We start from the raw sequence: 22,043 nt of genomic DNA on the forward strand, positions 1-22,043 counted from the left end.
TCTTGCCTCCCCGGTACCGCCGGGATAGTTTCCTTGCAGAGAAACTATTTCGAGACCAACATGGCGCTGACGCTCTACATCCACCCGCTCGCCTCGTTCTGCCACAAGGTGCTGATCGCCTTCTACGAGAACGCGGTGCCGTTCACGGCCGAGACGGTCGACCTCATGGACCCCGGCGAAGCGGCGGACCATCTCGCCCGCTGGCCAGTCGGCAAGATCCCGGTTCTGTATGACAGCGACCGCGATCGCATCGTGCCGGAAACCACCGTCATCATCGAATATGTCGACGAGCGCTACCCCGGCCCGGTGCGGCTGTTGCCGGGAGATCCCGAGGCGCGGCTGGAGGCGCGACTGTGGGACCGTTTCTTCGACCTCTATGTCAGCCAGCCGGTGCAGAAGATCGTCACCGACCGCATCCGGCCGGAAGGCAGGAACGATCCCCATGGCGTCGCCGATGCGCGCCGGACGCTGGATACCGCCTACGCGATGATCGAGGACCGCATGGCCGGCCGGACATGGGCTTGCGGCGAGGCCTTCACCCTCGCCGACTGCGCCGCCCTGCCCGGCCTGTTCTTTGCCGGCATCGTGCAGCCGTTTCCGGCGGGTGCCGCCAACCTATCGGCCTATTTCGAGCGGCTGCTGGCGCGGCCCTCGGTCAAGCGCACGCTGACCGAGGCGCGGCCGTTCTTCTCGATGTTTCCCTATCGGGATGCTATGCCGGAACGGTTTCTTCGCGACTGAGGATGGAGGACCGATGCAGGAAGCCCAGCCGCTCGACCGTCTTTTCCTGGCACTGGCCGATCCCGGCCGGCGCGGCATGGTCGAGCAGTTGAGCCGCGGCCCGGCAACGGTCAAGGAACTGGCCGGCCCGGCGAACATGCGCCTGCCCTCGGCGCTCAAGCACCTCAAGGTGCTGGAGGAGGGCGGCATGGTGGTCTCCCGCAAGGTCGGCCGCACCCGCACCTACGCCATGCGGCCGCAGGCGCTGGCGCCGATGCGCGCCTGGATGCGCGAGCGGGAGGCGGCGCTGAATGCGGCGTTCGACCGGCTGGCGCAGGCGATGGCCGCCATGCCCGAGGAGGATGAGCGATGAGCACGGTCGAGCACACCACCTTCACCATCGAGCGCGACCTGCCGGGCAGCCCGCGCCATGCCTTCCGCTTCTGGTCGGAAAAGGCGCTGAAGCGGCGCTGGACCGATTGCCATCCCGACTGGACGGTGCTGGACGACCGCTTCGATTTCACGGCCGGAGGCGAGGAGGCGGTGCGCTGGCGCACCGCCGAGGGCATCGAACAGACCTTCACCGCCCGCTACCTCGATATCGTTTCCGGGCACCGCATCATCTACGCCTTCGAGATGAGTTCGGCCGGCGCGCGCGTCTCGGCCTCGCTGGCGACCGTCGAATTCCGTCCCGGCGGCAGCGGCACGCGCATGCTCTACACCGAGCAGATGGCCTTCCTCGCCGGCGCCGAGGCGATGCAAATGCGCATCGCAGGCACCGGAACCGGCTTCGACCGGCTGATCGACGCCATCGCGATGGACATTTCCGGCGTGCATTGAACGGGGCGGGTGCTTCGCCCCAACCGCTTGACTTCGCCGCCTCGCCGCCTTCAATGCGCAAACCGCAGCGGACGCAGATCGTAGAGGGGACCGGCGATGGAGTTTTCCTTTCCCTGGCCGATGAGCCAGGGCGAATGGCTGGCCTGGTCGAGCGCGGTCGTCACCGTGCTGCTCGGCCTCTTCTTCTTTCTCGCGCCCGGCCTCGCTTTCCGGGCGGTGCGGTTGCAGGCCAAGGCCGAGAAACCGGAGGCGGTGGCCGAGGGGCGCTCGCGCGTCGCCGGCTTCTATCTTGGCGTCGGCCTGTGCTGTCTGCTGCTCGCACAGCCGCTGCTCTACATGGCGCTCGGCTTCTCCTGGGCGTTCAGCGCCTTCGGCCGGCTGCTCGGCATGATGTCGGACGGCGCCAACACGCCCTACAACTGGGGCGCCATCGTCGTCGACCTCGTCCTGGCCGCCCTGCCGCTCGCCTTCGCCCTCGGTTTCGTGCCCTGATAGGCCCGCCTTCCGCAAGGGCATCGGCATGCATGCGACAATAGTGCAAAAAACCATGCCAGCAGACGCATTGCGGTCGGCAAAGCCGTGTGCTAGACGGCAGGCGACTTTCGGCCGGGGGATGCGGAAGCCGCTCCCTTGTGCTTGAAATAAATTTAGCAAGGTCAAAGATTTAGCCAGAGTTTTTACTCGCGCCAACAATCTGCGGCCTGTCAGTTGAGAGAAAAGACGGACCGTGGCCCAGTCCTCCTCGCCAGTTTCCGGTGTCGCAGAGCGCTACGCAGGCTCTCTGTTCGACCTCGCGCTCGACGCCAATTCGGTTTCCAAGGTCGAGGCCGACCTCGCCAGCTTCGAGCGGATGTTCGAAGCGAGCGACGACCTCAAGCGCCTCATCAACAGCCCCGTCTTCACCGCGGACGGCCAGGAAAAGGCGATCGGCACCATCGCCGACCGCGCCAAGATCACCGGCCTCGTCGGCAACTTCCTGCGCGTCGCCGCCCGCAATCGGCGCCTGTTCGCCGTGCCGGGCATGATCAAGGCCTTCCGCCGCATCGCCGCCGAACATCGCGGCGAGGCTTCCGCGGAAGTCACGTCGGCCCATGCGCTCACGCCCGCGCAGCAGACGGAACTCAAGGCCACGCTCAAGAGCGTCGCCGGCAAGGACGTTTCGATCGCTGTCACCGTCGATCCCTCGCTGCTCGGCGGCATGGTCGTCAAGATGGGCTCGCGCCAGATCGACACGTCGCTCAAGACTAAACTCAATTCGCTCAAGCTTGCACTGAAAGAGGTCGGCTGATGGACATTCGCGCCGCTGAAATCTCCGCGATCCTGAAGGATCAGATCAAGAACTTCGGCAAGGAGGCCGAGGTCTCCGAAGTCGGCCAGGTGCTGTCGGTCGGCGACGGCATCGCCCGTGTCTATGGCCTCGACAACGTCCAGGCCGGCGAGATGGTCGAGTTCCCCGGCGGCATCCGCGGCATGGCGCAGAACCTCGAAGCCGACAACGTCGGCGTCGTCATCTTCGGCAACGACCGCGACATCAAGGAAGGCGACACCGTCAAGCGCACCGGCGCCATCGTCGAAGTGCCGGTCGGTCCGGCCCTGCTGGGCCGCGTCGTCGACGCCCTCGGCAACCCGATCGACGGCAAGGGCCCGATCAAGGCGACCGAGCGCCGCCGCGTCGACGTCAAGGCGCCCGGCATCATTCCGCGCAAGTCGGTGCACGAGCCGATGTCGACGGGCCTCAAGGCGATCGACGCGCTGATCCCGGTCGGCCGCGGCCAGCGCGAGCTGGTCATCGGCGACCGCCAGACCGGCAAGACCGCCATCATCCTCGACACGATCCTGAATCAGAAGTCGGTGCACGAGACCGGCCCGGACAAGGAAAAGCTCTACTGCGTCTACGTCGCCGTCGGCCAGAAGCGCTCGACCGTCGCGCAGTTCGTCAAGGTGCTGGAGGAGCGCGGCGCGCTCGAATACTCCATCGTCGTGGCGGCCACTGCCTCCGACCCGGCGCCAATGCAGTTCCTGGCGCCGTTCGCCGGCTGCACCATGGGCGAATATTTCCGCGACAACGGCATGCATGCCCTCATCGGCTATGACGACCTGTCCAAGCAGGCCGTCGCCTACCGCCAGATGTCGCTCTTGCTGCGCCGCCCGCCGGGCCGCGAAGCCTATCCGGGCGACGTCTTCTACCTGCATTCGCGCCTGCTGGAGCGCGCCGCCAAGCTCAACGACGACAACGGCGCCGGTTCGCTGACCGCGCTGCCCGTCATCGAGACGCAGGCCAACGACGTGTCGGCCTACATCCCGACCAACGTGATCTCGATCACCGACGGCCAGATCTTCCTTGAGACGAACCTGTTCTTCCAGGGCATCCGCCCGGCCGTGAACGTCGGCCTGTCGGTGTCGCGCGTCGGCTCCGCCGCGCAGATCAAGGCGATGAAGCAGGTCGCCGGCTCGATCAAGGGCGAGCTCGCGCAGTACCGCGAAATGGCGGCCTTCGCGCAGTTCGGCTCCGACCTCGACGCTTCCACGCAGCGCCTCCTGAACCGCGGTGCCCGCCTGACCGAACTCCTGAAGCAGCCGCAATTCTCGCCGCTGAAGACGGAAGAACAGGTCGCGGTGATCTTCGCTGGCGTCAACGGCTACCTCGACAAGCTGACGCTGCCGCAGGTCGGCAAGTTCGAGCAGGGTCTGCTGACCCACATGCGCACCACCGGCAAGGCAGTGCTCGACGCCATCCGCGCCGAGAAGGCCCTGTCGGACGACCTGCGCGGCAAGCTGAAGGCCGAGATCGACGCTTTCGCCAAGACCTTCGCCTGATCGGCGAAGGACGGGATCGGAAGCGGAAACAGAGTTTGAAGCATGGCGTCACTGAAAGACCTTCGTAACCGCATCGCCTCGGTCAAGGCGACGCAGAAGATCACCAAGGCGATGCAGATGGTCGCCGCGGCGAAGCTGCGCCGTGCCCAGGAAGCGGCCGAGGCTGCGCGTCCCTATTCCGAGCGCATGGGGGCGGTTCTCGCCAACATCACCCAGGCGGTCGGCGGCGGTGGCGATGCGCCGGCGCTGATGACCGGCACCGGCAACGACGACGTGCACCTGCTCGTCGTCTGCACGGCCGAGCGCGGCCTGTGCGGCGGCTTCAACTCGCAGATCGCGCGCCTGGCCCGCGACCATGCCCGCAAGCTTCTGGCCGAGGGCAAGACGGTCAAGATCATCTGCGTCGGCAAGAAGGGCTTCGATATCCTGCGCCGCGACTTCGCTTCGCAGATCATCGACCGCGTCGACCTGCGCGAAGTGCGCCAGCTCGCCTTCACCCATGCCGACGGCATCGCCCGCAAGGTGATTTCGCTGTTCAACGAGGGCGGCTTCGACGTCTGCACCCTGTTTTATTCGCAGTTCAAGTCGGTGATCTCGCAGATTCCGACGGCGCAGCAGATCATCCCGGCCGCGGCACAGGCCGATACGGCCGACGCCGGAACCGGCGGTGCCGTCTACGAATACGAGCCGGAGCCGGGCGAGATCCTCTCCGACCTCATCCCGCGCAACATCTCGGTGCAGATCTTCCGCGCCTTGCTGGAAAACGCGGCCGGCGAGATGGGCGCCAAGATGAGCGCCATGGACAACGCCACGCGCAATGCCGGCGACATGATCAACCGCCTGACGATCACCTACAACCGTCAGCGCCAGGCGCAGATCACCAAGGAACTGATCGAAATCATTTCGGGCGCCGAGGCGCTCTAACGCGGACGGCGGGCCGGCGGCCCGCGCGTCTTGCGCAAAACGAAGGACGAAAAGGGTAGAGACGATGGCGAAAGCAGCGACTCCTAAGACGGCGGCCGCGAAGACGGCTCCCAAGGCCGCGGCAAAGACGGCTTCGGCTGCGAAGGCGGCTCCGGCGAAGAAGGCAGCGGCTCCTGCCAAGGCGGCCGCGGCCAAGCCGGCGGCGAAGGTGCAGACCACGGCCAACAAGCCGGCGATGCGCGCCACCGGCCCCAAGGGCAAGGTACGTCAGGTCATCGGCGCCGTCGTCGACGTGCAGTTCGAGGATCACCTGCCGGCCATTCTGAACGCGCTGGAGACCGACAACCAGGGCCATCGCCTCGTCCTCGAGGTTGCCCAGCACCTCGGCGAGAACACCGTGCGCTGCATCGCCATGGACTCCACCGAGGGTCTGGTGCGCGGCCAGGACGTCACCGACACCGGCGCGCCGATCTCGGTGCCGGTCGGCCCGGGTATGCTCGGCCGCATCATCAACGTCATCGGCGAGCCGGTCGACGAGGCAGGCCCGGTCGACGGCGTCGAGCTTCGCGCCATTCACCAGCCGGCCCCGGCCTATGTCGACCAGTCGACGGAAGCGGCCATCCTGGTCACCGGCATCAAGGTCATCGACCTGCTGGCCCCCTACGCCAAGGGCGGCAAGATCGGCCTGTTCGGCGGCGCCGGCGTCGGCAAGACCGTGCTGATCCAGGAACTGATCAACAACATCGCCAAGGCGCACGGCGGCTATTCGGTGTTCGCCGGCGTCGGCGAGCGCACCCGCGAGGGCAACGACCTCTATCACGAGTTCATCGAATCGGGCGTCAACAAGAAGGGCGGCGGCCAGGGCTCCAAGGCCGCCCTCGTCTACGGCCAGATGAACGAGCCACCGGGCGCCCGCGCCCGCGTCGGCCTCACCGGCCTGACGGTCGCCGAATACTTCCGCGACCAGGGCCAGGACGTGCTGTTCTTCGTCGACAACATCTTCCGCTTCACCCAGGCGGGTTCGGAAGTGTCGGCGCTGCTCGGCCGCATTCCCTCGGCGGTGGGCTACCAGCCGACACTCGCCACCGACATGGGCGCGTTGCAGGAGCGCATCACCACCACCACCAAGGGCTCGATCACCTCGGTGCAGGCCATCTACGTGCCCGCCGACGACCTGACCGACCCGGCGCCGGCGACCTCCTTCGCCCACCTCGACGCGACGACGACGCTGAACCGCGCCATCGCCGAAAAGGGCATCTACCCAGCCGTCGACCCGCTCGACTCGACCTCGCGCATGCTCGACCCGATGGTTGTCGGCGAGGAGCACTACGCAGTCGCCCGCCAGGTCCAGCAGACCTTGCAGCGCTACAAGTCGCTGCAGGACATCATCGCCATCCTGGGCATGGACGAGCTTTCCGAAGAGGACAAGCAGACGGTCGCCCGCGCCCGCAAGATCGAGCGCTTCCTGTCGCAGCCGTTCTTCGTCGCCGAAGTCTTCACCGGCTCGCCGGGCAAGCTGGTCGACCTCGCCGATACCATCAAGGGCTTCAAGGGCCTGGTGAACGGCGACTACGACCACCTGCCGGAAGCCGCCTTCTACATGGTCGGCTCCATCGAGGAAGCCGTCGAGAAGGCGCAGAAGCTGGCGGCGGAAGCAGCCTGATCAGGGCCGTAAGGCAATAGGACAGTAAGGCAATAGGGAGAGCGGACGAGGGAAGACGGCGGCTGAGCATAGGGATTCCTCCCCTACTGCCCTACTGCCCTACTGCCCTACTCCCATGAAACCATGGCTCAATCCTTCCAGTTCGAACTCGTCTCCCCCGAGCGCCTGCTTGTCTCGGACCAGGTCGAGTCCGTCATCATCCCCGGTGCCGAAGGCGAAATGACCGTCATGGCCAGCCACGCGCCGGTGATGACCACCATCAAGCCGGGCGTCGTCACGGTGAAGTCGGCCTCCGGCACGGAGGAACGCTACGTGGTGTTCGGCGGCTTCGCCGACGTCCTGCCGTCCGGCTGCACGCTGCTCGCCGAATCGGCGGTGGCGGTGAAGGACATCGACCGCGCCGACATCGCCCGCCGCATCCAGGAGGCGAAGGAAGACGTCGCCGACGCCAAGACCGACGAGCACCGCACCAAGGCCGAGGCGTTCCTGCACCAGCTCACCACGCTGGAAGGCGCTCTGCTGCCGGCCTGACGGCACACGGAATCCGCTCCATCGAAAAGGCCGGCAATGCCGGCCTTTTTCTTTGTGCGTTCCATGTTGGCATGACCACTTCCGTACAGCCGAACAAGCCAGGGCGATGGTCGACCCCCACCTGCCTCATACCTGACCTCGTCGACGCAGCGACTCGTTGAATTGTCGTCTGGCGCCAGCCGGAAACCGGCAATCGAGAGCTTTCGCGCGGCCTCTTGGCGCCAGGTGCACGAAAACAAACCGGAATCGAAAAATATTGGGAATCAGTCCGTTATCGAATATGAATGGCGGAGAAGGAGGGATTTGAACCCCCGATGCCCTTGCAGGCATGCCGCATTTCGAGTGCGGTGCATTCAACCACTCTGCCACTTCTCCGCATATGGTTGGGCCGTTGCCGACGCGGCGACTAGATAACGGTTGGCGTCGCCGGATACAAGGCCCAAAATAGGTTCCGATCCGGTCGCGATCCCAGTGCTGTTCCAGCGTGGTCATGGACCTCGTCGCCTTGACTCTGCCTGACCCTTCGGCTAGGGAGGCCGCGCAATCGGCGTGGGAGCTTTCCGCGCCGCTTGTTTTTTGAACCCGCAGACTGACAAAAAGACGGCCCTGCCGCCCCGTTCTCCCGAACGCCAGGTGGCTCCACGAGGCCGACCGAACAGCGAAAGGCAAAAAATGTTCGCAGTCATCAAAACGGGCGGCAAGCAGTATCGCGTTGCCGCCAACGACGTCCTGAAGATCGAGAAGCTCGAGGCTGAGGTCGGCGAGATCGTGCAGATCGGCGCCGTGCTGGCCTATGGCGAAGGCGACAAGGTCACCTTCGGCGCCCCCTTCGTCGATGGCGCTTCCGTCGCCGCCGAGGTTGTGGAGCAGGGCAAGTCGCGCACCGTCATCGCTTTCAAGAAGCGCCGCCGGCAGAATTCGCGCCGCAAGATCGGCCATCGCCAGTTGCTGACCACCGTGCGCATTTCCGAGATCCTGACCGACGGCGCCAAGCCCTCGAAGAAGGCGGCCGCCAAGGCCGAGACGAAGACCGAAGCCAAGGCCGACGCCGCACCGAAGGCTGCCAAGGAAGAGGCCGCTCCGGCTGCCGCAGCGCCGCTGTTCAAGGCGCCGAAGGGCAAGGCCGACGACCTCACCGTCATCAAGGGCATCGGCCCCGTGGCGGCCAAGGACCTCAACGAGCAGGGCATCACCACCTTCGCCCAGCTCGCCGCCCTGACCGATGCCGACGCCGACAAGATTGACGCGGCGATGCCCTTCAGCGCCGACCAGATCAAGGACTGGCGCGAGCAGGCGAAGGAATTGGCCCAGTAATTGGAACAAGCCAAGTAATTCGCCCGGACCTTACCGGACAGGCTTGAAACGGAACGCGAACGCGTTCATAGAGATCGCAGGCGCCGAACGGCGCAAAGGAGTACTACCATGGCACACAAGAAAGCTGGCGGTTCGTCGCGCAACGGTCGCGATTCCGAATCCAAGCGCCTTGGCGTGAAGAAATTCGGCGGCGAAGCCGTGCTCGCCGGCAACATCCTCATTCGTCAACGCGGCACCAAGTGGCATGCCGGCACCAATGTCGGCATGGGCAAGGACCATACGCTTTTTGCCCTCGAAGCCGGTGCCGTGTCGTTTGCCAAGAAAGCCAACGGCCGAACCTACGTGTCGGTAAACCCGATGACCAAAGCCGCGGAGTAGCCGGTTCCGCACTAGAACACCGGCGCCCATCTCGGGAACCGGTGTCTGGCCAGGCCAGGAAAAGGATCAGGGGAGATGGGCGACCGTCTCCCCTTTTACTTTGCCTGGAGGACTGACCATGGTTGCCGAAGAAGCCTTCTTTGAAGAAAGTTCTTTCATCGACTGCCCGACGCTGACCACCGAACGTCTGGTGATGCGCCCGCCGCACGAGGTCGATATCGCGCAACTCATCGAGCTTGCCGACAACCGTCACGTTGCCGAGATGCTGGCGCGCATGCCGCATCCCTATGGCGAGGCCGAGGCACGTGCCTTCCTCGCCATGGCAGCCGCTCCTCGCTCTGGTGTCGTCTATGCGCTGACATTGAAGGAGAACGGCGCCTTCGTCGGCTCCGCCGGGCTCAACGCCACCGATCGCGGACTGGAACTGGGCTACTGGATCGGCGAACCTTACTGGCGGCAGGGTTATGCGACCGAGGCCGCGCACGCGCTGGTCGATCTTGCCTTCGCCCGCACGTCGGTCCAGGTGCTCCACGCCTCATGCCGCGTCATCAACCCGTCCTCGCGGCGCGTCATCCACAAGTGCGGCTTCCAGTACGCCGGCCAGGGCATGCTGAACTCCATCGTCGCCGGCCAGGTGCCGGTCGAGCGCTACCGGCTCGACCGGCGGACATGGGCGAGCCTGAGGAACTGGGCGCGGTTTTGAGGGGCGGCGTGCGTCCTTCGAGGCTCGCCCTGCCATGTCTGCGCTTGCTCGCAACCGATGAAGCGGGCTCGCACCTCGGGATGAGGATCGTTGTCGCCGGTCATTGGCCTACGCCTGTGCATGTCAGGACGCGCGCATCAGCGGCCCTCATCCTGAGGTGCGAGCCCGCACAAGGTCGAAATGCGCGCTTCGATCGCGGCGGGCGAGCCTCGAAGGACGCACTCGAGCCCTACCCCAGCTCCAGCCACACCGGCCTGTGATCCGATCCGACCGCTTCCGCGTCGACCCAAAGGCGTTTCAGGTTGCCGGCCAGCGATACGTTGGTGAAGATGTAGTCGATGCGCTTGTGGCGACTGGCGTCCTGCGGTCGCTTCGGATCGACCCAGGTGACGAGGTCATCGCCGGATGCCTTCAGCCACGCGGCGGCATCGACCGCGAGGTCGGCGGCGAGCGGCATGCCGAATTCGTGGTCGGGCAGGCCGGCCAGCTCGACATATTCGGGCAAGCCGGCCAGCATGTTGAAGTCGCCCATCAGCACGAAGGCCTCCGGCGCCGGCGGTTCCGGCAGGCCGACCTCCGACAGGCCGGTCAGGCCGCCGCCTTCGAGCGCATGATTGAACAGGCGCTCACGCAGGAAACGGATCTGCCGGGCGCGCTCCACGGGATTGCGATGGTCGAGATGGGTGGAATAGAAGCGGATGAAGCCGAGCGGTGTCTCGATCAGCGCTTCCAGCGCGCCGCGCTGGAAGTTGAGGGCCGAGATCGAGCGGCTGCGCGGCAGGAGAAGATTGCGCGAAAGCTGGATCGGCGCCTTCGACAGGATCATGTTGCCGAGCTGGAACATGGTCGTGACGGCGCGGCCGCCGTTCACGTGCGAGCCGACATTGGCCTCGAAATTGGAGCCGTAGACGAAGAAGTAGTCGGGCAGCAGGGCGGTCATCTCCGCCACCATGTCGCGCCCGCCGTTCTGCGGATTGTTGCGTGAGACCTCCTGCAGGGCGATGACGTCGGCGCCGCGCACGGCGTCCGCGATGCGCTCGGCGTCGTAGCGGCCGTCGAGGCCGACGCCGTACTGGATGTTGTAGCTCACCACCTTCATTGCGGCATCCCTTCGGCAATCCGCCCGATTCGACCGTGACGGCCTCGCGCTTACGCGCATCTTGCTCTAAGACCGCTCGATCCGTTCCATAACAGCACGACAAGCCACACGCATGAAATTCCTCGATCAGGCCAAGGTCTATATCCGCTCCGGCGACGGTGGCGCGGGTTCCGTGTCGTTCCGGCGCGAGAAGTTCATCGAGTTCGGCGGGCCGGACGGCGGCGACGGCGGCCGCGGCGGCGATGTCTGGGTGGAGGCCGTCGACGGCCTGAACACGCTGATCGACTACCGCTACCAGCAGCATTTCAAGGCCAAGACCGGCGTCCACGGCATGGGCCGCAACCGCGCCGGCGCCAAGGGCGCGGACGTGTCGCTGAAAGTGCCGGCCGGCACCCAGATCTATGCCGAGGACAACGAAACGCTGATCTGCGACCTGACCGTGGTCGGCCAGCGCTTCCTGCTCGCCAAGGGCGGCAATGGCGGCTTCGGCAACCAGCATTTCAAGAGCTCGACCAATCAGGCGCCGCGCCGCGCCAACCCCGGCCTGCCGGGCGTGGAAATGACCATCTGGCTCAGGCTGAAGCTGATCGCCGACGCCGGGCTGGTCGGCCTGCCCAACGCCGGCAAGTCCACCTTCCTGGCAGCGGTCACTGCGGCCAAGCCGAAGATTGCAGACTATCCTTTCACCACACTGCATCCGGGCCTCGGCGTCGCCCGCATCGACGCGCGCGAATTCGTCATCGCCGACATTCCGGGCCTGATCGAGGGCGCGCACGAAGGCGTCGGCATCGGCGATCGCTTTTTGGGCCATGTCGAGCGCACGCGGGTCCTCCTGCACCTCGTCTCGGCACAGGAGGAACATCCCGGCAAGGCTTACAAGACCGTGCGTGGCGAACTGGAAGCCTACGGTCATGGTCTTGCCGACAAGCCGGAAATCGTCGCGCTCAGCCAGGTCGATACCCTCGATGCCGACGCCCGCAAGAAGAAGCTCGCGGCGCTGAAGCGCGCCTGCGGTTCTACGCCGCTGGCGCTCTCGGCCGTCACCCGCGAAGGTGTCGAGGTGGTGCTGCGCGCGCTGATTTCGGTTGTCGAGGAAGCACGGACCGGCGAAACGCCGGTGCAGGACGACCGGTGGGTGCAGTAGCCGCCATGCATGCACCGTCCCCCGTCCCCCTCTCCCTCAAGTCCTACCGCCGCATCACCGTGAAGATCGGTTCGGCACTGCTGGTCGACCGCGCGGCCGGCCTCAAGCGCGACTGGCTGGAGGCGCTCGCAGCCGACATCGGCAGGCTGGCTCAAGGCGGCGCCGAAATCCTCGTCGTTTCGTCGGGCGCCATTGCGCTCGGCCGCACCATCCTCGGCCTCAGCCGCAAGGCGCTGAAGCTGGAGGAAAGCCAGGCCGCCGCCGCCGTCGGCCAGATCGCACTGGCCGGCGCGTGGTCGGATGCGCTGGGCCGCCACGGACTCAAGTCCGGGCAGATCCTGCTGACGCTCGGCGACACCGAGGAGCGCCGCCGCTATCTCAACGCCCGCGCCACCATCTCGACGCTGGCCAAGATGAAGGCCGTGCCGGTCATCAACGAGAACGACACCGTCGCGACGTCTGAAATCCGCTACGGCGACAACGACCGGCTGGCCGCTCGCGTCGCCACCATGATGGGCGCCGACCTGCTCATCCTGCTGTCGGACATCGATGGGCTTTACACCGCGCCGCCCGCGCAAGACCCGAACGCGACCTTTCTGCCGCTGGTCGAGCGCATCACGCCCGAGATCGAGGCGATGGCCGGCGGCGCAGCTTCGGAACTGTCGCGCGGCGGCATGCGCACCAAGATCGACGCCGGCAAGATCGCCACGGCGGCGGGCACAGCCATGATCATCACTGCTGGCCAGCGCATGAATCCGCTGTCGGCCATCGAGCGCGGCGAGCGCTTCACCCTGTTCAAGCCAAGCAGCCATCCGGTGAAAGGCTACAAGACCTGGATTGCCGGCCAGCTCGAACCGGCAGGCCGGCTGACCGTCGACGACGGCGCGGTCAAGGCGCTGATGTCGGGCAAGTCGCTGCTGCCGGCCGGCGTAAAGCTGGTAAGCGGCAATTTTTCGCGCGGCGATACGGTGGCGATCCTGTCGCTGGGGGGCCGCGAGGTGGCGCGCGGGCTGGTTGCCTACGATGCCGTCGACGCGTTAAGGATCGCCGGATTGAAATCGGCCGAGATCGACAGCGTTCTCGGCTACCATGGACGCTCGGCGATGATCCACCGCGACGACCTGGTGGTGGGCGACGCCGACCAAGCCGACGGAGGGTGAACCGTGCTGAAACCGCATGAATCCGCCGACGACACCGTCTCGTTGATGGCCGCTCTCGGCCGCCGGGCGCGCGCGGCGGCACGGCCGCTGGCCGTCGCCTCGACCGAGGCGAAGAACGCAGCACTTACCGCCATGGCCGATGCCATCCGACGCAACGAGGCGGCGATCCTCTCAGCCAACGCCATCGACCTGAAGAACGGTGAGGAAGCCGGCCTTTCCGCCTCCTTCATGGACCGGCTGAAGCTGACGCCGGAACGCATCGCCGCAATCGCGCAGGGAATCCGCGAGATCGCCGCCCTTGCTGATCCGATCGGCACCGTCATTGCTGCTTGGGACCGCCCGAACGGCCTCCATATCGAGCGCGTGCGCACGCCGCTCGGCGTCGTCGGTGTCATCTACGAGAGCCGGCCTAACGTCACCGCCGACGCCGGCGCGCTCTGCCTGAAGGCCGGCAATGCCGTGATCCTGCGCGGTGGCTCGGATTCCATCAATTCGTCGTCCGCCATCCACGCCTGCCTGGTCGAAGGCCTGAAGGCGACCGGATTGCCCGAGGACGCGATCCAGCTCGTGCCCACCACCGACCGCGCCGCCGTCGGCGAGATGCTGAAAGGGCTTTCCGGCAATCTCGACGTCATCATTCCGCGCGGCGGCAAGAGCCTGGTCGCGCGCGTGCAGAACGAAGCGCGCGTGCCGGTCTTCGCGCATCTGGAGGGCATCGTGCACCTCTACATCGACCGCTCCGCCGATCTTGAGATGGCGAAAAAGATCGCGGTCAATGCCAAGATGCGGCGCACCGGCATCTGCGGCGCGGCCGAGACGCTGCTGGTCGACCGTGCGGTGGCCGGCACCCATCTCGTGCCGATCCTCGCCGCGCTACGCCATGCCGGCTGCACGATCCGCGCCGATGCCGAGGTGCTGAAGGCATTCCCCGCCGCCGAGCCGGCGACCGACGCCGACTGGACGACCGAATATCTCGACGCCGTCATTTCCGTGAAGCTGGTGGACGGGATCGGCGAGGCCATCGATCACATCGAAACCTTTTCCTCGCATCACACCGAGGCGATCGTCGCCGAGGATGCGGCGGCGGTGGAGCGCTTCTTCAACGAGATCGATTCCGCCATCCTGCTCCACAACGCCTCGACCCAGTTCGCCGATGGCGGCGAGTTCGGCATGGGGGCCGAGATTGGTATCGCCACCGGCAAGATGCACGCGCGCGGCCCGGTCGGCGTCGAGCAACTCACTTCCTTCAAGTACCGCGTGCGTGGCGCAGGCCAGGTGCGGAGCTGACTTGCCGTGACACGCGATTGTGCTAAATTGTGCACATGAGCACACAATCCGAGACCGTCACCGTTCGCCTGAGCCCCGAGACCAAATCGCGGCTTGAAACGCTGGCTGAGCACACGCGACGGACGAAGTCCTTCCTCGCCGGCGAGGCCATCGCCGACTATGTCGAGCGCGAACTGGCGATCGTCGAAGGCATAAAGCGCGGGCTTGCTGACATCGAGGCAGGACGGGTGACGCCGCACAAGGAAGCAATGCGGCGGATCAGGGCAACAATCGACCGCGCTCAGAAATCGTAATGCGAGACGTCGTCTGGTCCGACGAAGCATTGGACGACTTCGATTCGGCGATTTATTTCGTTGCTAAAGACAGCAAGAGATCGGCTGATCTAATCGCCGACCGCATCGAGCGAGCCGTCGACTTTCTCGCGGATATGCCGACCGGGCGGCTGGGCAGGGTCCATGGGACTTACGAGCGGGTGGTTCAGAAGACACCCTATATCATTGCCTATACTTTGTCGGATGCGGCGGTCAGGATCGTGCGCATCATCCACAGCGCGCGCGACTGGCCGGAAGGCGAGTGGCCGGCCGAATGATCGCCCCCGACGTCCATTCCCGCTATCTCCGCATGCCCTATGTCGAGAAGGGCATGCAGGTCGGCCTGTTCGGCGGCTCTTTCAACCCGCCGCATGCGGGCCACCGGCTGGTGGCCGAGATCGCGCTGAGGCGATTGCGGCTCGACCAGCTCTGGTGGATGGTAACGCCCGGCAACCCGTTGAAATCGACGCGCGAACTGGCGCCGCTAGCCGAGCGCATCCGGCTTTCCGAGACAGTCGCCGAAGACCCCCGCATCAAGGTTACCGCCTTCGAGGCGGCGCACCGCATCCGCTACACCGCCGACACGCTGGCGCTGGTGCGCGCGAAAAATCCCGGCGTGGAATTCGTCTGGATCATGGGAGCGGATTCGCTGCGCGATTTCCACCGCTGGCAGCGCTGGCGCGAGATCATGATGACCTTCCCGATCGCCGTCGTCGATCGTCCGGGCTCGACCCTGTCCTTCCTGTCCTCGCGTGCGGCCAAGACCTTCGACTATGCCCGCGTCGACGAACGCGATGCGCCGCTGCTGGCGCACATGCGGGCGCCCGCGTGGACTTTTATCCACGGTCCGCGCTCTTCCCTCTCTTCAACGGCACTGCGGCTGGCCGAGAAGCGCTAGCCTCTTGCCGGTCCTATCTCGGCACCCGCCGTCGGCGTGTTCATCGCCCGCGCATAGCTTGCCGGCGAGACCCGCCAGTAAAGCACCGCGACGACGATGGCCGAAGCCAGGTGCAGCAGCCAGCCGGCGACGAAGCTGCCGGTCGCCTCGTGCAGGGCCGCGACGATCCAGGGCGGCAGCGCGGTGATCAGGAAGCCGCCGCCCTGCATCAGCGCCGACAGGGCGCCTGCCTCGGCCGGGTCCGGCAGATGGTCGAGCGCGACGATCATCGACAGCGCGAAACAGCCGCCCAGCCCCGCGCCGAGCATCATCGCCGATGCCAGCGGCGCGGCCTCCGGCCGGAACGCCAGCGCGGCAAAGCCAGCCGCCTGCATGACGAGCGTCAGCCACAGCCATGGCCTCAGATCGTCCTTGCCTTTGGCCAGAACAGGCAGCACCAGTGCCGCCAGCGCCTGGCACACCGCCAGGATCGCCAAGAGGCTGCCGCTGGCCGCCGCACTCCAGCCATGCTCACGGTAGAAAGGCGCGAGCCACGCCACGACGGTCGAGTAGCCGCCGTTGACGAGGCCGAAGCAGACCATCAGCAACCAAACCCTCGGGCGCTTCAGAAAGGCGATGGCGCTGGTGCGCTTCTGCACCGACACGCCGTCGCGCGGGAGATAGAGTGCGGCCAACGCCAGCGCCAGCACCGCCGGAACCGCCATCCAGGCAAGGCCGACGTGCCAGTTCCCGGTCGCCGCGGCGATCAGAGGTGCGGCCTGCGCGCCCAGCGCGCCACCACCCATCAGGGTCGCCGAATAGAGCCCCATGACGACGCCGACATGGCGCGGGAACTGCTTCTTGACGATGCCGGGGAACACCGCCTGGATAACGGCGACGCCGAGCCCGAGCAGGGCCGCCGTTCCCACCATCTGCCAGCCTTTCGCCGCGAACAGCCTGAGGGCGGAACCGAGGACGAGCACGGCGAGAGACGCAAGCGTCGAGCGTCGCGCACCGACACGCGATTGCAGGAAGGGACCGGCAAAGGCGAACAGGCCCATCAGCGCCATCGGCACCAGCGTCAGCAGCGAAATGCCCTTGAGGTCGAGGCCCGTCTCGGCGCCGATATCGGCCGCCAGCGGCCCGATGCCGGTGATGAACGGCCTGAGGTTCAGGCCGACCAGGGCGACGGCTGCAAGCAGCACCGCGTTTGCCGCGCGCGAGGGCGCTTCCGACTCCACCCTTCTTGCCTATGCCCGCCCGCCCGGGGCCTGCTTGCTCCCGGTCCATTCGGCATAGAGGTCCGCCTTGCCTTCCGGGCGCACCGGCACATAGCGGATCGCCATGGACTGCTCGGCGAAAGGCTTGGCCAGGTCCTCGTAGATCGTCGCGGTGGAGAGCCCGAACGGCGCGCCGTCGTCGTTGGAATAGGCGTAGAAGACCTTTTCGACGCCGGCCAGCCGCATCGCGGCCATGCACATGGGGCAGGGATGGCCGCTGGCATACACGGCGCTGCCCTTGAGGTCGGGCGATCCGAGCTTGTGGCTGGCGGCACGGATGGCGTTCATTTCCGCATGGGAGGTCGGATCGTTGGTGACGTGGATCTCGTTCACCGCCGTGGCGACGACCGCGCCGTCGCGCACCAGCACGGCGCCGAAGGGACGGCCGCCCTTGCCGATATTGGCGCGGGCGAGTTCGATCGCCTCGCCGAGGAAACGGTTTTCATCGGTCATGGCCGGATTCCTTTCTTCAACGCATCCGCCCTTCAGCGTGCGCCGGCTGCCGCCAGCGTCGCCTCGATTTCCTTGTAGCCGCCGGCACGCGCATGCTGGAGCGGCGTAACGCCCTTGCCGTCGGCCAGGTTGACGTCGGCGCCGGCCTTGACCAGCAGGTCGACGATCTTCTGGTGGCGTTCGCCGCCGTCGCCGAGGATGATTGCCTCCAGCAGCGCCGTCCAATGCAACTTGTTGACGTGATCGACATCGACACCGGCCGCGATCAGCGTGCGCACCGTCTCGACATGGCCGCGCTCCGAGGCCGGGATCAGGGCGGTGCCGCCATAGCGGTTGACGCTTTTCAGGTCGGCGCCGTGCGCGAGCGTCATTTTCAGGATTTCGAGGTGCCCGCGCGCACCGGCGTAGAGATAGGGACTGTCCTCGATATTGTCCTTGGCGTTGACGTCGGCGCCGGCATCGATCAGCGCCCTGGCGGCCTCGACCTGGTTGGCGTGAGTGGCGGCCAGCAGGGCGGTCGCGCCCGAATTGTCGCGCGCGTCGATGGCGGCGCCCGCCGACAGAAGTTTCTCGATGGCGGCAACGTCGCCGCTGGTCGCAGCGGCATGCAGGGAGGTCTCGCTCATGGTTTCTCCTGACGCGGTAAAGGGAACGGATGCCGAAAGCAGGGCAACGAAGGCCAATACGGCCGAAAAGTATCGCATATTTCGCTCCTGTCGCTGAATGGCGACCTGCCCTTCCACGCAGGCGCGAGGGCACAGGCTCCAGATAGGGCTAGAGTCTTTCATTTGGAAATTAAATATCGTAATAGGTACCATCCTATTCTTTAATGAAGATACGAGCCGGTCACGCCCGTCGTCCTCAGGGAAAAGATGTACGATCCGCGTCTCCTGCGCTCATTCGTCACGATTGCCGACAGCGGCAGCTTCACCCGCGCGGCGGAACAGCTGCATATGACCCAGTCGACGATCAGCCAGCAGCTCGCGCGGCTCGAAGAAGCCGTCGGCCACACGCTGGTCGAGCGCGCCGCCCGGCCAATCCGGACCACGGCGGCTGGCGAACGCCTGCTCGGCTATGCGCGCCGCATCCTCGATCTTCAGCAGGAGGCCCAAACGGCGCTGGCCGATCCCGCCGGCACGACGTCCCTGCGCATCGGCGTCGCGGAAGACATCGCCGGCAAGGCGATGGCGAAAGTGTTCGGCACATTTTCCAGGCATCGGCGCGAAGCGCAGCTCGACGTCACCGCAGGGCTGAGCCGCGACCTGATGCGGCACTACCGCGACGGTGAGCTCGACATTGTCGTCGCCAAGGAGACCGTTCCGGCATCCGACTGCCGTGCCAGCTTCCCCGAGCCGATCGCATGGTTCGAGGCTGCCGACGCCTCCGGCGACTGGACCGATCCCTTGCCCCTGGTCGCCTTTCCGCCCGGCGGGCTCTACCGCGACACCATGCTCGAGCGCATCGAGCGGGAACATCGCCGCTGGTACATCGCCCTGTCGGGCAGCAGCCTGCACAATGTCCTGGTCGGCGTCGAGGCCGGCATCGGCCTCTCGCTTCTGCCGGTCGCGGCGGCAGCCGGATACCAGGTGCGCCGCTATGCGCCCTTCGGTTCGGAGCCGGCGATTACCGTCTCCCTCTATGCCCGGGAACAGGCAGGCCCCGTCGCGGAACTGGTCCGGCAGATGAGCGCCGTGCTCGCCGCAAGGGCCGGCATGGCCAGCAGGGACCTGTGACGCCGCCGGCCGCCTCCTTTCGCTGGACAGCCTTCGCGCGGACAGCGAGGATCAACCCATGACGCGCGCCGACCATAGCTTTCTCGCAAGCCCGCCGAGGCTGCTCGCGGTCTGGTGCCTCCTCCTGCTCGTCGCCTGCGCAGCGCTGACGGCCTTCCAGCACCGGGCGCTGGTCGCCGAGCTTGAGCGCGAAAGCACGGCCCTGCACGCGCTGGCCTCGCAGCGGGCCGACCAGCACGACGCGCATATGACGGCCCTGTCGGCGGTCGCCGTGGCAGCCGGTGGAGAGCGGCAGGATCTGTTCCTCGACGTCGCCGCGACGATCGCGCGCTTTTATCCGCGCATCGACGAAGTGCAGCTCGTCCCGCTCGATCCCGCCGGGCCTGTGATCGGCACCGGACCGCTCGCCCCGCAAACGGCCGAGGTCGTGCGTGCGGCCGCCAAGGCCTCCGACGGCCGCATCATGCTTTTGCCGCATCCTGAGCGGCCGGACCATTACATCATGGTCAAGCGCAGCCCCAACAACGATGCGGCCATCTATGGGCTGATGCTGGGTATCGATGCGCACAAGCTGCTCGGCGAGGCCGGGCCGTTCTGGTCGCGGCCCGGTGTGGCGCTTCGCCTCTCGCTGCCGGACGGCCAACCCCTCGTCGGCCATTCCGGCTCCGGCGAGAGGGTCCGCTTTTCCAGCCCCCTTGGCAGCGCGTCCCAGCCGCTCATTCTCGAAACCGGGATGCGGATCGGCCTGCCCGACCTGCTTCCCGTCCTGCCGACGGCCCTTATGCTCATCGGCGTCAGCCTCGCCTACCTCGCCGTCCTAATAGCGCTGCGCCAGCGGGCGCGCACACGCGCCGCGGTCGAGCAGGCACGACTCAGCGCGCTGGAGACGCGGCTTGCCCACGCCTCGCGCGTCAACGCGTTGGGCGAGATGGCGAGCGGTCTCGCGCATGAGCTGACGCAGCCGCTCACCGCCATCCTGGCGCAGGCGCAGGCCAGCCGCCGTATTCTCGAACGCGGCGACGCGGCCGCCCTTGCCCCGGTGCTGGGCGACACCGTTGCACAGGCGCGCCGCGCCTCGGCGATCCTGGAACGCTTCCGCAACTGGTCGCGTCCGCAGCGCGCGCCGGCATCGGCCGTCGATCTGCGCGAGGCGTTGGCGAATGTGCAGGCGCTTCTGACGCCGCAGGCGACAACGCATGGGACACGACTGGCTTTCGACATCCCGCAATCTCCGGTTCCCGTCATGGCCGATCCCGTCGAGATGGAACAGGTCGTCTTCAATCTCGTGCGCAACGCCATCGAGGCGACCGACGGCGCCGCCGGCAACGCGCAGGTGCGTGTCATGCTGAGGCAGGACGCCGACCAGACCGTGCTGGAGGTCGCCGACAACGGCCCCGGCGTGCCGGCGGACCTGCGTGCGCGCCTGTTCACGCCCTTCACGACGACACGGGCCAACGGCACCGGCCTCGGCCTGGCGCTGAGCCAGCGTCTGGTGGAAAGGGCGGGCGGCGAGATCGCGCTGGTCGGCGACGGCCCGGGCGCCACTTTCCGGGTCACGCTGCCGCGCAAGCAGAAGCCGGAGGAAACGCCGCGATGAACCGTCCCGTCTATCTTGTCGACGACGACGAGGCGGTGCGCCGCGCGCTCGGCCTGCTTTTGTCCACTGTCGGCATCGAGGCCACCGGCTTCGGCGACCCGCAGGCGTTTCTCGCCCAGGTCCCCAAGCTCGCGCCCGGCTGCCTCATCGTCGATATCCGCATGCCGGTTCTTTCCGGCCTGAAATTGCAAGAAAAGCTCAACGAGCAGGGCATCGACTGGCCGACCATCGTCATTTCCGGCCATGGCGACATCGAGGCCTGCCGCCGCGCCTTCCGCAACGGCGCCGTCGATTTTCTCTCCAAGCCGGTCGACGAGCAGGACCTGATCGATGCCATCCAGAAGGGGCAGGACGCGCTGGAGCGCATGCTCGACCGCCGCGCCGAGAAGGCGGAGACGCTGGCGCTGCTGGCCGCACTGACGCCGCGCGAGCACGAAGTGCTCGACCGCATCGCCGCAGGCTTCACCACCCGCCAGATCGCCGAGGGGCTGGGTCTGTCGCCGCGCACCGTGGAAAGCCACCGCGCCGCCATCGGCGCCAAGCTCGGCACCACCTCGCAGGCCGAGATGACGCGTCTGTGGCTCGAGGGACGCGCATCTCCGTAGAACTACGGAGGCGGCCGCAAGGCCTACGAATACCGAGCGGGCGGCAGACGGCCTAATTCCCTTCCATCAAACTTGGAAAGGAAGACACCATGATCCGCAACCTCGTTCTCGCCGCCACGCTGCTGGCTCCGCTCGCCGCCACCGCGCAGGAGCTGCCGACCGCTCCCTACCTGCCGCTCGATATCGCCACCAAGGCCGCCGATGCCGCGCTCAAGGCCTGCGTCGCCGAGGGTCACAACGTCAGCGTCGCCATCGTGGCGCGCGACGGCTCGACCAAGGTGCTTTTGAAGGCCGATAATTCCGGTCCGCACACCGGCACGAGCGCCACCGGCAAGGCTTTCACCTCGGCCGCTCTCGGCCGCGACACCGCCGGCCTCGCCGAATTCATCGCCTCCAAGCCGGCGAACGAGGGCCTGCGCGACATGGACCCGCGCATGGTCATCCAGGCCGGCGGCCTGCCGATCAAGTTCGGCAAGGCGCTGGTCGGCGGCATCGGCGTCGGCGGCGCGCCCTCGGGCGACATCGACGCGGGTTGCGCGGTCGCCGGCCTGAAGGCCGTCGGCGCCGCCGAATAAAAGCTCGTCTCATGGCACGGAAGCGGCCCGCC

General features: G+C 66.6%; 26 protein-coding genes and 1 tRNA gene. 22 read left to right on the forward strand and 5 right to left on the reverse strand.

Features of this window, described 5'->3' with window-relative positions; translation table 11 throughout:
* Positions 1-60: 60 nt before the first annotated feature.
* From FGU64_RS12845 to FGU64_RS12885, 9 genes are all read left to right on the forward strand, one after another.
* Complete coding sequence (locus tag FGU64_RS12845) at positions 61-741, forward strand: glutathione S-transferase family protein (RefSeq protein ID WP_139955379.1); 681 nt, start codon at positions 61-63, stop codon at positions 739-741.
* A 13-nt stretch (positions 742-754) separates the two neighbouring features.
* Positions 755-1,093, forward strand: coding sequence for a metalloregulator ArsR/SmtB family transcription factor (locus tag FGU64_RS12850; RefSeq protein ID WP_139953605.1), 339 nt, complete (start codon positions 755-757; stop codon positions 1,091-1,093).
* A complete protein-coding gene (locus FGU64_RS12855) occupies positions 1,090-1,560 on the forward strand; it encodes an SRPBCC family protein (protein WP_139953606.1) in 471 nt (156 codons plus the stop codon). Before FGU64_RS12850 ends, FGU64_RS12855 begins: the two co-directional genes overlap by 4 nt.
* A gap of 96 nt (positions 1,561-1,656) precedes the next feature.
* The gene (locus FGU64_RS12860; protein WP_136356978.1) at positions 1,657-2,052 is read left to right on the forward strand and encodes a DUF4345 family protein; all 396 of its coding nucleotides are present in this window, start codon (positions 1,657-1,659) and stop codon (positions 2,050-2,052) included.
* Positions 2,053-2,287: 235 nt separating this feature from the next.
* Positions 2,288-2,848 carry a F0F1 ATP synthase subunit delta gene (locus FGU64_RS12865; RefSeq protein WP_139953607.1) on the forward strand — a complete coding sequence of 187 codons (561 nt, stop codon included), beginning with the start codon at positions 2,288-2,290 and terminating at the stop codon, positions 2,846-2,848.
* Positions 2,848-4,377, forward strand: coding sequence for a F0F1 ATP synthase subunit alpha (gene atpA / locus FGU64_RS12870; protein WP_136356974.1), 1,530 nt, complete (start codon positions 2,848-2,850; stop codon positions 4,375-4,377). The genes FGU64_RS12865 and atpA overlap by 1 nt, the downstream gene beginning before the upstream one ends.
* 42 nt (positions 4,378-4,419) lie before the next feature.
* Positions 4,420-5,301, forward strand: a complete 882-nt coding sequence (locus tag FGU64_RS12875; RefSeq protein WP_136356972.1) for a F0F1 ATP synthase subunit gamma — start codon at positions 4,420-4,422, stop codon at positions 5,299-5,301.
* A 64-nt stretch (positions 5,302-5,365) separates the two neighbouring features.
* Entirely contained in the window at positions 5,366-6,964 is a 1,599-nt protein-coding gene (atpD, locus tag FGU64_RS12880) for a F0F1 ATP synthase subunit beta (protein ID WP_180375525.1), read from the forward strand.
* A gap of 123 nt (positions 6,965-7,087) precedes the next feature.
* Complete coding sequence (locus FGU64_RS12885; protein WP_136356970.1) at positions 7,088-7,495, forward strand: F0F1 ATP synthase subunit epsilon; 408 nt, start codon at positions 7,088-7,090, stop codon at positions 7,493-7,495.
* A gap of 285 nt (positions 7,496-7,780) precedes the next feature.
* Here FGU64_RS12885 and FGU64_RS12890 read toward each other — a convergent pair.
* Positions 7,781-7,870 (reverse strand) — tRNA-Ser (locus FGU64_RS12890).
* A 297-nt stretch (positions 7,871-8,167) separates the two neighbouring features.
* On the opposite strand from FGU64_RS12890, the gene FGU64_RS12895 reads away from it, so the two are divergent.
* From FGU64_RS12895 to FGU64_RS12905, 3 genes are all read left to right on the forward strand, one after another.
* Positions 8,168-8,809 (forward strand): 50S ribosomal protein L21, encoded by a 642-nt coding sequence (locus tag FGU64_RS12895; RefSeq protein WP_136356968.1) that lies wholly within the window; start codon positions 8,168-8,170, stop codon positions 8,807-8,809.
* Between the two features lie 108 nt (positions 8,810-8,917).
* Positions 8,918-9,187 carry a 50S ribosomal protein L27 gene (gene rpmA / locus FGU64_RS12900; protein ID WP_136356966.1) on the forward strand — a complete coding sequence of 90 codons (270 nt, stop codon included), beginning with the start codon at positions 8,918-8,920 and terminating at the stop codon, positions 9,185-9,187.
* Between the two features lie 118 nt (positions 9,188-9,305).
* Positions 9,306-9,890, forward strand: a complete 585-nt coding sequence (locus FGU64_RS12905; RefSeq protein WP_139953608.1) for a GNAT family protein — start codon at positions 9,306-9,308, stop codon at positions 9,888-9,890.
* Positions 9,891-10,119: 229 nt separating this feature from the next.
* On the opposite strand, the gene FGU64_RS12910 is transcribed toward FGU64_RS12905, so the two are convergent.
* Positions 10,120-10,989 (reverse strand): endonuclease/exonuclease/phosphatase family protein, encoded by an 870-nt coding sequence (locus FGU64_RS12910; protein WP_139953609.1) that lies wholly within the window; start codon positions 10,987-10,989, stop codon positions 10,120-10,122.
* Between the two features lie 112 nt (positions 10,990-11,101).
* Here FGU64_RS12910 and obgE point away from each other — a divergent pair, with 112 nt between their 5' ends.
* Genes obgE through FGU64_RS12940 form a run of 6 tightly spaced genes read left to right on the forward strand, consistent with a single transcriptional unit; the run spans position 11,102 to position 15,789 of the window.
* Positions 11,102-12,133, forward strand: a complete 1,032-nt coding sequence (obgE, locus tag FGU64_RS12915) for a GTPase ObgE (protein ID WP_139953610.1) — start codon at positions 11,102-11,104, stop codon at positions 12,131-12,133.
* 5 nt (positions 12,134-12,138) lie between these two features.
* Entirely contained in the window at positions 12,139-13,293 is a 1,155-nt protein-coding gene (proB, locus tag FGU64_RS12920; RefSeq protein ID WP_139955380.1) for a glutamate 5-kinase, read from the forward strand.
* A 3-nt stretch (positions 13,294-13,296) separates the two neighbouring features.
* Positions 13,297-14,580, forward strand: a complete 1,284-nt coding sequence (locus tag FGU64_RS12925) for a glutamate-5-semialdehyde dehydrogenase (protein WP_139953611.1) — start codon at positions 13,297-13,299, stop codon at positions 14,578-14,580.
* A gap of 35 nt (positions 14,581-14,615) precedes the next feature.
* Positions 14,616-14,873: a CopG family ribbon-helix-helix protein gene (locus FGU64_RS12930; protein WP_136356955.1), complete on the forward strand. Its 258-nt coding sequence runs from the start codon at positions 14,616-14,618 to the stop codon at positions 14,871-14,873.
* Positions 14,873-15,169 (forward strand): type II toxin-antitoxin system RelE/ParE family toxin, encoded by a 297-nt coding sequence (locus FGU64_RS12935; RefSeq protein ID WP_139953612.1) that lies wholly within the window; start codon positions 14,873-14,875, stop codon positions 15,167-15,169. Before FGU64_RS12930 ends, FGU64_RS12935 begins: the two co-directional genes overlap by 1 nt.
* 32 nt (positions 15,170-15,201) lie before the next feature.
* Positions 15,202-15,789 (forward strand): nicotinate-nucleotide adenylyltransferase, encoded by a 588-nt coding sequence (locus FGU64_RS12940; RefSeq protein ID WP_139955381.1) that lies wholly within the window; start codon positions 15,202-15,204, stop codon positions 15,787-15,789.
* Here the strand turns inward: FGU64_RS12940 and FGU64_RS12945 are convergent.
* Genes FGU64_RS12945 through FGU64_RS12955 form a run of 3 tightly spaced genes read right to left on the reverse strand, consistent with a single transcriptional unit; the run spans position 15,786 to position 18,127 of the window.
* A complete protein-coding gene (locus FGU64_RS12945) occupies positions 15,786-17,009 on the reverse strand; it encodes a cyanate transporter (RefSeq protein ID WP_139953613.1) in 1,224 nt (407 codons plus the stop codon). The two genes, FGU64_RS12940 and FGU64_RS12945, sit on opposite strands and share 4 nt — an antisense overlap.
* A 9-nt stretch (positions 17,010-17,018) precedes the next feature.
* Positions 17,019-17,501, reverse strand: a complete 483-nt coding sequence (locus FGU64_RS12950; RefSeq protein WP_139953614.1) for a nucleoside deaminase — start codon at positions 17,499-17,501, stop codon at positions 17,019-17,021.
* A gap of 32 nt (positions 17,502-17,533) precedes the next feature.
* Positions 17,534-18,127: an ankyrin repeat domain-containing protein gene (locus tag FGU64_RS12955; RefSeq protein ID WP_246671111.1), complete on the reverse strand. Its 594-nt coding sequence runs from the start codon at positions 18,125-18,127 to the stop codon at positions 17,534-17,536.
* 246 nt (positions 18,128-18,373) lie between these two features.
* On the opposite strand from FGU64_RS12955, the gene FGU64_RS12960 reads away from it, so the two are divergent.
* From FGU64_RS12960 to FGU64_RS12975, 4 genes are all read left to right on the forward strand, one after another.
* A complete protein-coding gene (locus FGU64_RS12960; RefSeq protein ID WP_139953616.1) occupies positions 18,374-19,234 on the forward strand; it encodes a LysR family transcriptional regulator in 861 nt (286 codons plus the stop codon).
* Positions 19,235-19,292: 58 nt separating this feature from the next.
* Complete coding sequence (locus FGU64_RS12965; protein WP_139953617.1) at positions 19,293-20,831, forward strand: ATP-binding protein; 1,539 nt, start codon at positions 19,293-19,295, stop codon at positions 20,829-20,831.
* Positions 20,828-21,436: a response regulator gene (locus FGU64_RS12970; protein ID WP_139953618.1), complete on the forward strand. Its 609-nt coding sequence runs from the start codon at positions 20,828-20,830 to the stop codon at positions 21,434-21,436. Before FGU64_RS12965 ends, FGU64_RS12970 begins: the two co-directional genes overlap by 4 nt.
* An 89-nt stretch (positions 21,437-21,525) precedes the next feature.
* Positions 21,526-22,011: a heme-binding protein gene (locus FGU64_RS12975; protein WP_136356940.1), complete on the forward strand. Its 486-nt coding sequence runs from the start codon at positions 21,526-21,528 to the stop codon at positions 22,009-22,011.
* Positions 22,012-22,043 lie beyond the last annotated feature (32 nt).

This window comes from Mesorhizobium sp. 8 (assembly GCF_006351905.1).
GTDB classification, from domain to species: Bacteria; Pseudomonadota; Alphaproteobacteria; order Rhizobiales; family Rhizobiaceae; genus Mesorhizobium; species Mesorhizobium composti.